The organism is Psychrobacter fjordensis (assembly GCF_904845995.1).
In the GTDB taxonomy this organism is placed as follows: domain Bacteria; phylum Pseudomonadota; class Gammaproteobacteria; order Pseudomonadales; family Moraxellaceae; genus Psychrobacter; species Psychrobacter fjordensis.
This window is the reverse complement of the sequence record NZ_CAJGYP010000002.1, coordinates 690,403-702,249: the sequence shown is the minus strand read 5'-3', so window position 1 is coordinate 702,249 and position 11,847 is coordinate 690,403. Positions and strand designations below refer to the sequence as shown.

13 protein-coding genes are annotated in these 11,847 nt (G+C 42.7%); 9 read left to right on the top strand and 4 right to left on the bottom strand.

Features of this window, described 5'->3' with window-relative positions; genetic code table 11:
- Nucleotides 1-52: 52 nt before the first annotated feature.
- Nucleotides 53-766: a hypothetical protein gene (locus JMW61_RS11365; protein WP_201551365.1), complete on the top strand. Its 714-nt coding sequence runs from the start codon at nt 53-55 to the stop codon at nt 764-766.
- A gap of 127 nt (nt 767-893) precedes the next feature.
- Here the strand turns inward: JMW61_RS11365 and JMW61_RS11360 are convergent, their stop codons facing one another.
- Together JMW61_RS11360 and JMW61_RS11355 are read right to left on the bottom strand one after the other, a co-directional pair.
- The gene (locus JMW61_RS11360) at nt 894-2,021 is read right to left on the bottom strand and encodes a zinc-binding dehydrogenase (RefSeq protein WP_201551363.1); all 1,128 of its coding nucleotides are present in this window, start codon (nt 2,019-2,021) and stop codon (nt 894-896) included.
- Nucleotides 2,022-2,168: 147 nt separating this feature from the next.
- A complete protein-coding gene (locus JMW61_RS11355; protein ID WP_201551361.1) occupies nt 2,169-2,846 on the bottom strand; it encodes a glutathione S-transferase family protein in 678 nt (225 codons plus the stop codon).
- A 184-nt stretch (nt 2,847-3,030) separates the two neighbouring features.
- Between JMW61_RS11355 and JMW61_RS11350 the strand changes: the two genes are divergently transcribed.
- Together JMW61_RS11350 and JMW61_RS11345 are read left to right on the top strand one after the other, a co-directional pair.
- Nucleotides 3,031-3,945, top strand: a complete 915-nt coding sequence (locus JMW61_RS11350; protein WP_201551359.1) for a LysR family transcriptional regulator — start codon at nt 3,031-3,033, stop codon at nt 3,943-3,945.
- Between the two features lie 32 nt (nt 3,946-3,977).
- Entirely contained in the window at nt 3,978-4,481 is a 504-nt protein-coding gene (locus JMW61_RS11345) for a hypothetical protein (RefSeq protein WP_201551357.1), read from the top strand.
- A 67-nt stretch (nt 4,482-4,548) separates the two neighbouring features.
- Here JMW61_RS11345 and JMW61_RS11340 read toward each other — a convergent pair whose 3' ends face one another.
- Entirely contained in the window at nt 4,549-5,418 is an 870-nt protein-coding gene (locus JMW61_RS11340; RefSeq protein ID WP_201551355.1) for a DMT family transporter, read from the bottom strand.
- A 139-nt stretch (nt 5,419-5,557) separates the two neighbouring features.
- On the opposite strand from JMW61_RS11340, the gene JMW61_RS11335 reads away from it, so the two are divergent.
- On the top strand, nt 5,558-6,469 hold the full coding sequence (locus JMW61_RS11335; RefSeq protein ID WP_201551353.1) for a LysR family transcriptional regulator: 912 nt from the start codon (nt 5,558-5,560) through the stop codon (nt 6,467-6,469).
- Nucleotides 6,466-7,212: a carbon-nitrogen hydrolase family protein gene (locus JMW61_RS11330; protein ID WP_201551350.1), complete on the top strand. Its 747-nt coding sequence runs from the start codon at nt 6,466-6,468 to the stop codon at nt 7,210-7,212. Before JMW61_RS11335 ends, JMW61_RS11330 begins: the two co-directional genes overlap by 4 nt.
- A gap of 14 nt (nt 7,213-7,226) precedes the next feature.
- Here JMW61_RS11330 and JMW61_RS11325 read toward each other — a convergent pair whose 3' ends face one another.
- Nucleotides 7,227-7,667, bottom strand: a complete 441-nt coding sequence (locus tag JMW61_RS11325; protein ID WP_201551348.1) for a PACE efflux transporter — start codon at nt 7,665-7,667, stop codon at nt 7,227-7,229.
- A gap of 90 nt (nt 7,668-7,757) precedes the next feature.
- Here JMW61_RS11325 and JMW61_RS11320 point away from each other — a divergent pair, with 90 nt between their 5' ends.
- The 4 genes from JMW61_RS11320 (at nt 7,758) to accC (ending at nt 11,843) form a co-directional block, all read left to right on the top strand.
- Nucleotides 7,758-8,636, top strand: coding sequence for a LysR family transcriptional regulator (locus tag JMW61_RS11320; RefSeq protein WP_201551346.1), 879 nt, complete (start codon nt 7,758-7,760; stop codon nt 8,634-8,636).
- 283 nt (nt 8,637-8,919) lie between these two features.
- Nucleotides 8,920-9,711: a putative hydro-lyase gene (locus JMW61_RS11315; protein WP_201551344.1), complete on the top strand. Its 792-nt coding sequence runs from the start codon at nt 8,920-8,922 to the stop codon at nt 9,709-9,711.
- 199 nt (nt 9,712-9,910) lie between these two features.
- The gene (gene accB / locus JMW61_RS11310; protein ID WP_201551342.1) at nt 9,911-10,417 is read left to right on the top strand and encodes an acetyl-CoA carboxylase biotin carboxyl carrier protein; all 507 of its coding nucleotides are present in this window, start codon (nt 9,911-9,913) and stop codon (nt 10,415-10,417) included.
- A gap of 79 nt (nt 10,418-10,496) precedes the next feature.
- Nucleotides 10,497-11,843: an acetyl-CoA carboxylase biotin carboxylase subunit gene (gene accC, locus JMW61_RS11305; RefSeq protein ID WP_201551340.1), complete on the top strand. Its 1,347-nt coding sequence runs from the start codon at nt 10,497-10,499 to the stop codon at nt 11,841-11,843.
- Nucleotides 11,844-11,847: the final 4 nt, after the last annotated feature.

Below are 11,847 nucleotides of genomic sequence, written 5' to 3'. Positions count from 1 at the left end.
GTTTATTAAAAAATTAAGCAAGATTGTTCTTATAACTGTGAGTGTTACTCTCATGACATCTTGTATTGGTAGAGCGCCTGCAAACTATATTGGTGATTTAGGTGGTTTCCCTGTTGATCTACCAAGAAATCTGGTTCATTTAGTTGAGTATGACGGTGATCCTGCATGGGGTAAAAAACGAGAGGGTAAAAAGCCCACACGTAGCTATGACTCAAGGATCAATAGTTTTGGCTTTGATGTGCGTTATACCGATAACACCATATTCGATAAGAGCAATAAAAGTCATAAACATGCTTATGATAAAGAACAGTACTTACCGAATGACCCTTGGGTATCGGTCAATGTCTCCTCTGGCGATAGATATTATGGAGCAGGTACTATTCATCGTATGGGCGATGGAACACTTAATCCTAGCAAAGAAGCAGGTTCTGTTCATCAATATGAACAGCTTAATAACGATCAATACGGATTGGAAGTTTATGCGCCGCCTGGTATAGATCCTAAAACTGACCGTCCTTATCGTGAAGACAGAGATGCGGAAGATGTGTTTATCCAAAGAGATGACAAGGGAGAAATCATAACTTATATAAAATGCAGCAATAGAGATGTGCCTAGGCCACCTTGTGGTCATCGCTTTGATCTAGAGCCAGAAATGGCTTTACATGTCAATGTGCAGTATTCTCGCCATAATATCGCTGATTGGAAACAAATTGAGCAAGTGGTCAGAGAACAGATTTTAAACTTTCGCAAAGTATCGTATGGTTAAAGTGTTTTACAGGACGTAAGGGCTAGGACTTTGATTGTGTAGTCAAATTTCTATAAAACCAAGTCAATAAAAAAGCAGATACCATAATCAGTATCTGCTTTTTTGTATAAATGCTTTCAGGTTTTAATTAAGCCTGAGGCGTGATTAAGTATTTCTCACCTGTTGCTTGTTTGCCATAGGCGGCGATTGACTGTAAGTGTAATACTTCAGCCAATGAAACTTCATGTGTGTAGCTGCTTGCAAATGTGGTTGTGATTTCTTCTGCAACACGTTGGCGCATTTTTACGACGGTTTTGGTGCCCAGTTTGCCTAACGCATTGAACAGTAGGAAACCATTCACACCCCAAGAAAAACCAAAGTTACGGTTTAGCGTGATAGGGCCACGGTTTAATGCGCCATAGATGTACGCTTGTTTGAACGTATTAGAGCCGTAGACGCTGTATTCTTCTACGTCAACATTGATAGCCGCTTCCATGCAGTTCAAAATATCACTGCTTAACTGCCCGCCGCCGATTGGATCAAACGAAATGGTAGCACCTGTTTCAGTAATGGCCGCTGTTAAATCAGCAATGAATGTCTCGCTGCTTGAGTTGACCACATATTTTGCACCCATATCGCGCAATAGCTTTTCTTGCGAGTCTTTACGAACGATATTCACTAAGTCAACACCATCTGCCATACAGATACGGTTTAGCATTTGACCCAAGCTAGATGCCGCTGCTGCATGAACGATGGCTTTGTGGCCTTCAGCGCGCATGGTTTCGACCATAGCTAGAGCAGTAAGGGGATTCACGAAAGAAGACGCGCCTTCTTTAGCTGTGGTGCCTTCTTTTAGCTCTAAGCAGCTCTGTACGTTTGCGCGAAGATACTGACGGTACGTACCACCACCGATCACAGCAACGGTTTTACCCATGAGTGCTTGTGCAGCATCTGATGATCCTGCTGCGACCACTGTACCTGCGCCTTCATTGCCCACTGGCGTGTCTTTACCCACACGAGTTTTGACAGATGGCATGAACTTAGCTGGCACGTCAGCAGTGATAACTGGGTTTTTGTCTGTGCCTGATTGCGCGGCAGTTGACATGTCAGCGACGCTGAAGAGGACGGCTAAATCAGATGGGTTCAATGGTGCGGCTTCAATACGAACAACAACTTCGTCGGCACCCGGTTGTGGCATGTCGATTTCTTGCAAAGCCAAGGTTAGTTTATTGTCTTCGCTGATGGTTGAGGTCAGTTGGATATTTTTATCGGTCATAAGGTTTGCTCCTGCAAATAGTTATTTTTTGGCCAATCACGTGATGGCATTGGCCCTATTTTTTGGTCGTTTAGTTGTGAGTAAGAATTTCAATAGCAATTGTTTTATCGTTAAATACTTTTTAGAATTGAACTTGTTAACATCGAACTAGCCAGCGTTCGCGGCTTTAATTTGGGCAGTCACATGCTGCATGAACTCAGGCATATTCGCTTGGCTATCTGCCTGAACGCTTTGTGCGATGTCGGTTTTACTCATGGCCTTGTTCCATTCTTTCATGCCTTCCACTTCTGCCAGTACATCCCACTCAAGCTGAGTAGATCCAAAAGCGTTGACAATGGTGTTGACATGATGCACATAGATGTCGGCCATGGTGAATTGCTCGCCTGCAATCCAAGGAGAGAATTTACATAGGCGATTCATGGCAATAATACCGCGGCCCAATACTTGACGTACTTCCTCTTTGATTGCGTTAGGTGCTTGAGTACCAGAAAACACATAAGGAATCAGTCGGCGGCATGGTAGCTCAAAGTAAAGCTCTGCTATTTTCATAATCTGACGTACAGCCGCGCGTTCTGCTGCATTGGTAGGGTATAGCGGCTTTTCAGGATAGGTTTCTTCAAGGAAGTCACAAATCACGCTAGATTCCGACAGATTAAAACCGTCAGGCATCGTGATTGCAGGTACTTTACCCACTGGACTGACGGTTAGTAGATCATCACTACCAGCGTACAAAAGGTCCTCTTGGAATGGAATGCCCTTATATAAAAGAGCGTGTTTTACGATGTTGTAATAGTTGCTTGCAGCAAAGCCGTGCAAAGTAATCATAAGTCATTCTTCCATTGTTGACGTAAAGGTTATTTTTAATCGTGTTTTCATTGCGACGTTTAAGTTAACCACATTATTACTGGTTTTAATGTGGTTATATATAAGGAATAACGTGAATCACTATTGCTATTAAGACAATAATAAGGCGAAAATACTCAAATATTTATATAAATGGAGAGGTCAGTTGGATCAATTACGTGCGATACGGTATTTCAGCAAAGTCGTAGAAACAGGCAGTTTTACTAAAGCAGCAAGTGCGTTTAATGTGCCACCATCTTCACTATCTAGACGGGTATCTGATTTGGAGAAAAGTCTGGGCGCGACATTATTAAAGCGCTCGACTCGAATCGTTAAACTGACCGAAGTAGGGCAGGTTTATTACAATGATATGCAGCACATATTGAACCAACTAGAACAAAGTAAAGAAACGGTGCGCAGTTACCAGACCACGCCAATGGGGCGCTTACGAATCAGCTCGATGGTGGGTTTTGGTGAAAAGATACTGCTGCCGTTGTTAGACGAACTTGGTAAGTTATACCCAGAGATTGTACTGGATGTCAGTCTCAGCGATGAGCTATCGGCATTAGGCCGTGACGATGTAGACATTGCGATTCGTGGGGGTTACGCACCCAATGAGCGTGTGATTGCCATTAGGTTAATGGACAATGGGTTTATTCCCGTTGCGTCGCCCAGTTATTTGGAGATGCATGGTACACCCAACCATGTGATGGAGTTAAAAGAACATAAAGGCCTGTATTTCAAAGCGCCAAATGGGCCTACGCCTTGGTTATGTCATGTGGATGATCAGTGGCATGATGTCTCGGGGCCAGCCGTTGCGATCTCAAATAATGGGCCATGGCTCGCCAAAAAGGCTTGTAACGGGGAAGGTATTTTAATGTCTACCCACTGGGCGTTATCGTCATACCTTGAGTCGGGCGCATTACAAGAGATTAAATTTGAGCATCCGTTAGCGATTACGCAACATGCTGATATGGCTGTGTATTTGCTGTATCAAAAGCAGCGTTATCTCGTACCAAAAGTGAAAGCCGCCGTCGATTTCATGATTGAGAGGATAAAGGTAGTTAAAACAGAAATGTAGCGGTTAGTTTATTTAGGGAATGAGAGGTAGTTTTGAAATTTAAAGAGTTGATGAATCTTCATTCAGACCAAGCAGGAAACATAGATATTGACGAACTGACCTTAAAACTGCCTAGTACACCAAAAGATGTGCTAGAGCAATTTTATCAAGATCATGGACGTAAAGATCAGTTTCAAAAGCAATACTCCGAATTAGACATTTCCAATTTAAACTGGGAGCTTATTAGTGTCACTTTTGATGAAATATCATGTGCTACAATTTTTCCTGATTTTCAAGATTGGGTAAATACCTGCTACATAAAATCTTGTGGCGTTTCTATAGGTTCAGACTGGAAGCATATCGGGCATACAAAACCGACTATAACGTACTGGAAGCAGTATCACACGTGGAGAAGAGCACCACTTTTCCTAGCGTTAGATTCTAAGTTGCATTTAGTCGAAGGTCACTCAAGGTTTGGATGTTTAAAAGGACTTGTAAGCAAAGGGTTGATTCCTAAAAATAAAACCCACAAGGTATGGTTAGCAAAAAACGTATAGCAAAATATTCAGACGAAACAATTTTTTTGCTATTATTTTTTCTTAGAGTTGTTACCAAGGTTAATATTTACTCTATCGGAACCGATCTTTTATATTTAACAGACTCTCGTGTGGCGAGCCAGATAAGAGGGATAATGATCAATGCTGAACCTATCAATAAGCTGATATCGGGTATCTCATGGAACCACACAATGCCGATGAACACTGCCCCTAACAGACCCGTATATTCTGCACTAGATATTTTATGGGCTTCCACTGCTCGGTAGACCAGTACGCAGATACCCGCATAAATCAAAATAAACAAATTTGAACCGGCTGCTATCCATAGCGCATACCAACTCAAAGGGGCATTTTCCCAAATGGCCAAACTAAGCCCAAATGGTATTCCGACTAAATTGGTCAAAAACAGTGTTTGTGCAACGGTGTGATTCGAAGGTAATTTTCGCACTAGTAGGTTGTTCGTCGCCATGGTTAAGGCCACTATCAGTGCAAAGATAGCGCCTATATTAATTTGCGTTGGCTTTACAATGATAAGAATACCGACAAAACCCAATATTGCCACAATGATGCTTGGCGCGGTGAGTCTGTCTTTATAAAACAAAAACCCTAACGGCAACATCATCAAAGGAGCGGTATAAAAAATAGCATTCACCGTTGCCAGCGGCAGCGCTTGAATAGATAACACCATAAATACCGCACCAAATAACCAAATATGCCCACGTACAAAATGCCATTTTATATCACTAATCAACTTGGTTTTTTTATTCAAAAAGCAAAAGGGCAGTAGCATCAAAACAGCTGTCAGCTGACGTAGTAGGACAAATTGATAGACCGCTGCGCCATCTGGCAATTCTTTGATCAACGCATCTGATAGGACGGCAATCATATTCCCCACAACCAATAGAATCATGGCAAACCCAACACTCATCTTTGGCATAACAACCCTCAGCGTTACTCTAAAAACAGTTAGAAATTGACATCAAATGACATTCATTTAATACTTGAGTAAGCAGTATATTCATATATTTACATGACGTATAATGATATAAAGCCCTTTAGTATTAGCTGAGATAATAATGAAACTACCGCCATTGCGCGCGATACAATGCTTTGAATCCGTTGCAAGACTGAATAGCTTTTCAAAGGCAGCAGAAAGCCTCAACGTGACGCAAAGCGCCGTGAGTCATCAGGTTCGAACGCTTGAGGAGTACCTTGGAGAAGCATTGTTTTATAGGCAGGGTCGGACACTTTCGTTGACAGAAATAGGGTCGCGTTATTTCACAGAAGTAAATCAATCGCTGACGGCTCTGTCCAATACCAGTCAGGCTATTCGAAATGACCAGCCTGGGCATATTCGCCTAGCACTGTATAGCTCGGTGGCTGTTAATTGGCTGATTCCTCGATTAGAAGACTTCCATACACAACACCCAGAAATTGAGCTCACCTTAAACATGGTGACAGACCAAGACGATTATAATGAGCAATGTTCTGACTGTTTTATAACCGTCCATCCGCCAAAGCGTAACGTGGTCAGTACGTTTTTATTCGCTGAAAAGCTATTCCCTGTCTGTGGTCAAAGGCTGTGGGAGGAAATAAAAGACCAACCGTTGCCTGAGGCGTTATGGCAGCATCCCATACTGTCCGTAAAATACGCTGGAAAAAGCGAAAATGCGGCCAATGATTGGCTAAAGTGGTGCAAAGCAGGTGGGTTCGAGTTACCAAGCAATGTAAAAATCAATCAGTTTAGCCACGTACTTCTTGCAGCACAGGCCGCGCGTTATAACTTAGGTATTACGCTTATCGACAACTATATGATGCTAGAACAAACCCATCAGCAAAATCTCGTTAGAATCCCAATGCATGAATTACTCACTGGCGACAGTTTCTATTTCTTTTATAATGATTTAAAGTCAAATCAAGCTGACATTATTAAATTGAGCCGTTGGTTGGAATCCCAGTGCTATAATAATGAGAATAAAATTCTATGAAAATCGTCATTAACCAGATTGATATCACCGATTATCAAGTGTCGGTAAATGCCGCCTTGATATTGAAATCCATCAATGAGCACAAAGACTGTCAAGGTTTTATGATTTTTCCAGAGCTCGCTTTTACAGGATTTCCGACAGCAGATAATATTGACTCTTTATGCAGTCAGTCACAATCACATTTTGAAGACTTATTAATAGCCAGCAAAAATACCGATTCAACCATCATTGTTGGGCATATTGAAAAACACGATCAACGGTTCTACAACGCATGCTTTTTTATAAAAAACGGCGAAATCATTCATAAGCACCGAAAATCAAAACTTTGGCTTGATGATGTTGGCGTGTTTACCAATGGGGATGAGTTTTCCGTCGTTGAAATTGACAATGTGGTTTGCGGTGCTCAGATTTGTTTTGAGCTAGAGTTTCCAGAAGGTTCAAGAGCACTGGCAAAGAAAGGTGCAAAAATTATTTTTATGCCAAACGGCAACATGTCTCCCTATGCGAATGTCCATTATGTATTGACTCAAGCGCGTGCTATTGAAAACCAATGTTTTGTGATTACCTGCAACGGTGTGGGCGCCGGTCATGGCGGTGAGTTTGTAGGAGAGAGTCTGGTCGTCTCTCCTACAGGAAGCATTATAAAAAAACTTGGTTCGACGCAAGAAATAGCAGTGGTGGACATCGATTTAACAGATATAAAACAATCTGAGAAAAACTACCGCTATATAGACTTAGCTTGATTCAACCATAGAGTTTAATGATTAAATTGAGTGGCAAGGTGATTTTCTGGAATAGGAAACACCTTGTCGTAACTTAAGTTATAGAAGAAGGCATAGACCACATAGAAAGTAGCCATTGCAATATCCATCATAAAGGCCTGCCATAGGCTGATGCCTAAGTACCATGCAATCATTGGTAAGAATAACAACAGTAGGCCCCCTTCAAATAAAAAGGCGTGTAGCAATCGTATTGGCACCGTCTTATGCACATTCCCACGCAGCTTCACCATAGAATGGTCAAACAGTAGGTTATAAAAATAATTCCAAACTGTTGCAATGATGGATCCAGCCACCGCAATCAGACCTATCGCATGAATATCAAAGCCAAATAACCAGCTTGCCAGCGGTACAAATATGATTAAGCCAACTATCTCAAAACCTAGCGTATGGCGAATACGGTCTTTAGTAGTACGCATCGAACTTCCCAATTGAATTAGTGATTTATCGGGCTATTGTATCTGTTAAAATCGGATAACCAAGTTGGGACCTATAGGATATACAGATAGATGAGCTTTTCATTAGAGCAACTAAAAGCCTTTGTAGCGACCGTGGAAACAGGGTCATTCTCAGCAGCAGCGCGGCAACTGGGTAAGGCGCAATCAGTCATCAGCACGGCTGTCTCAAATTTAGAAGTCGATGTAGATAGTAGTTTATTTGTACGCAGTGGCCGTTATCCAACGCTAACGCCCGTTGGAGAGCGGTTACTGGTCGAAGCTCGGGTGATACTTGAGCGTTGTGAGCATTTTCGCGGGGTTGCACAGAGTTTGGGTGAAGGAGTAGAGAGCAGGCTGGTATTAGCGGTTGATGAGCTGTATCCGGAATCCAAACTGGGCACACTAATGGAAGAGTTCTCTCGTCGCTTCCCCAGTGTAGAGCTAGAGCTACTGTTTCCACTGATGGAGGATGTCAGCCGTTTGGTATTAGAAGATCGCGCGGATTTGGGCATTATGTGGCGTCAAGAAATCCTTCCTTCAGCATTGAATTTTCATACGCTTGGCTGGGTATCATTGACATTGGTATGCGCGCCAGAACATGAGCTGGCACATCAGCCAGTCGCATGGGAAGAGCTAAAACGCTACAGACAGCTAATGGTAGCCACACGCAATCACAGCGATGAAAAAGCCCGGTTACGAGTTGCTTCTGATGTCTGGTGGGTGGAGAGTCAGTGGGTAATCGTTGAATTGGTACAGCGCAATCTAGGCTGGGCGTTTGTACCTGAGCACGTGGTTGCTAGTGCCTTAGATAATGGCTATCTGGTCGCACCGAAATTGGATTTCGACGATCATGATTGGCCAGTCGCATTAGAGCTGATTTGGCACAAGCAGCGCTCTTTAGGCAAAGCGGCAACTTGGCTAAAATCAGCAGCGATTGCTTTAAATAAGTAGTATGAGTAAATGCGAATAAAAACATTTGTTGGCCATGTGTATGACAAAGACTGAACATGTGCCCATACCTAGAACCAACCCTTCTTTGACTGTCCTTATTTATGTATCACGTGCGCTTATTTGCAACGCTTACGTCTTGTTATTTTAAAAATGTTCTGCTAGGTTACATAAGGATAATATGATTATTTATATATAAAATATTGTTAAAAAGTACCAACTTCGTACAGATTTTATTAGAGGATTTTTATCTGCTAGCAATGACAAAACGTAAGAGGTTGTAATCATGTTAGATTTAGCAAATATGACGCCACAAGAGGTCAGAGCACTAATTGGTAAGAACGAAATCAACAAGCCGACTTCTGGCATGTGTAAAGGTCACATACAAGCAAACCTAGTCATAGTACCCAAGAAATTGGCCTATGATTTTTTATTGTTTGCACAAAGAAACCCCAAATCTTGTCCTATTTTAGACGTAACAGATGTTGGTAGTTCGGAACCACGACTGATGGCGAAGGGCGCAGACTTAAAGTCTGATGTCCCAAAGTATCGAATATATGAGTTTGGCGAGCTAGTAGCTGAGGTCTCAGACCTAACAGACTATTGGAGAGACGACTTGGTTTGCTTTCTTTTAGGATGTAGCTTTTCCTTTGAGTCTGCCATGCTCAATGCATCCATTCCTGTCAGACATATCGAAGACAGTCACAATGTTCCGATGTATATCACGAATATAGAAACTGAGCCTGCAGGACAGTTTCATGGAAAAATGGTGGTCAGTATGCGACCGATACCTTATCCATTAATCACCAGAGCCGTACAAGCCACCTCTCGATTTCCGCAAGTACATGGCGCGCCTATCCATATTGGAGACCCTAGTGTCATCGGGATCACAGACATTCACTCTCCCGATTTTGGTGATGCATCACTCATAAAGGAAGGCGAAGTGCCTGTATTTTGGGCTTGTGGTGTGACGCCTCAAAGCATCGCAATGACCAGTAAACCAGAACTGATGATCACGCATGCTCCGGGGCATATGTTTATCTGCGATCCAAAGGATGAGGATTTGGCAGTTTTGTAATTTTGGATGGCAACGCTATTTTAAAAAACCTTTTTAGAATGTAAGGGTGTCCAATCTCATTTGCCCACAAAGCTTTCAATAAATAAAAACGTAGTGTTTAACAGTAAGGCCCTATTTATATCAGTTACATCATGTATATCGCACAGATTTTTCATAAAAAATAATTACTTACTTTCACCCTAATGGAATAGCCAATCATATGAATATAAATTTTACGGATCTAGAAAAGCTAATCAAGATCGCAGAAAGCGCTGATATACAATCATTAGAAGTAACCGATGGTGATGCACGCATCTCTATCGTTTGTCAGGCTAATGGCAATACCTCTCACTCAAAAACTGCTCTTCCAGAACCACACACAGTAAGCTCCCACAATAACACTCCTAATAATACCAGTGCAGACAACAGCTCTATGGATGAAACGGTGACGACAGAGGTCACTAATTCATCTAGCTCTTCATCTTCATCCCAAGTATTGGCGCCTATGCTCGGTACTTTTTATCTTCGCTCTGAGCCAACCGCTGAGGCGTTCTTTAAGGTGGGCGATCAGGTAGCAGTAGGGCAGACCCTATGTATTATTGAAGCCATGAAAATGATGCATGAAGTAAAAGCAGAAGCTAACGGTACGATTCAAGAAATTCTGATCGATGAAGGTGACGTCGTAGAATATGCACAGCCCTTATTTATTATAGCGCCAGATAGTTAAAGTCAATCAATAGCCACTCAATATTGTATAGACGCTGCACAAACACTGTATTTGACACTATATTTTTAAGGGAATAAACATGTTCACAAAAATCTTAATTGCCAATCGTGGCGAAATTGCGCTACGTATTATCCGAGCTTGTAAGCAGCTGGGTATTCAGTCAGTCATTGCGCACTCTGAATCAGACAAAGACTCGTTACCCGTACGCCTAGCCGATGAAAAAATCTGTATCGGGCCTGCCAATGCCACACACAGCTACCTCAATCAAAGAGCGCTCGTCTCTGCTGCAAAAATTACCAACGCACAAGCCATCCATCCAGGCTATGGCTTTTTGTCTGAAAACGCAGACTTTGCGGCCTTGATTGAAGACTCAGGTCTCACGTTTATTGGCCCAACGGCTGACAATATCAGAAACATGGGCGACAAGGTTGAAGCCAAAAAACAAATGACGATGGCGGGCGTGCCCTGTGTGCCTGGTTCTGATGGCGCTTTGCCTGCTGATTCAGAGCAAGTTATCAAAATCGCCCGTGACGTTGGTTATCCAGTCATCATCAAAGCAGCAAGCGGCGGCGGCGGGCGTGGTATGCGCGTGGTCGAAAAAGAAGCCGACTTACTCTCTGCGATTTCTATGACGCAAACAGAAGCCAAAGCCAATTTTGGTAGCGCTATCGTTTATCTTGAAAAATACCTACAAGCACCGCGTCATATCGAAGTGCAAGTCATGTCTGATACCCACGGCAATGCGATTTATTTAGGCGAGCGTGATTGCTCTATGCAGCGCCGTCATCAAAAAGTCATTGAAGAAGCGCCAGCACCCGGTATCACCGAAGAGCAGCGCCAAAAAATCGGCCAAGCCTGTGTCACAGCTTGTGAGCAAATGCAGTATAGAGGCGCCGGCACATTTGAGTTTTTATATGAAAACGGCGAGTTCTTCTTTATCGAGATGAATACTCGTGTGCAAGTGGAGCACACCATCACTGAGATGGTGACGGGCGTCGATATTGTGCAAGAACAGATCAGAGTGGCTGCAGGGCTTCCATTGGCATACAAACAAAGTGATATCGCCATTACCGGACACGCTTTTGAGTGCCGTATCAATGCTGAAAACGCGCAGACATTTTTACCAAATGCGGGGCGCATAGACTACTGCCACATGCCAGCAGGGTTTGGTATCAGAGTGGATAGCCATGCTGAGTCGAACTACACTGTGCCGCCATCTTATGACAGCTTAATTGCCAAGATATGTGTACAAGACCGTTCAAGAAAAAAAGCGATAGAAAAAATGCGTGCGGCTCTATCGGAAGCGCAAATTACGGGCATTGATACCAATATTGGTCTGCATCAACGACTGTTTGAAGATGAGGTGTTTTGTGAAGGTCAAATGAGCATTCATTATCTGGAACAGTGGATACAAGATAATATATAAATCA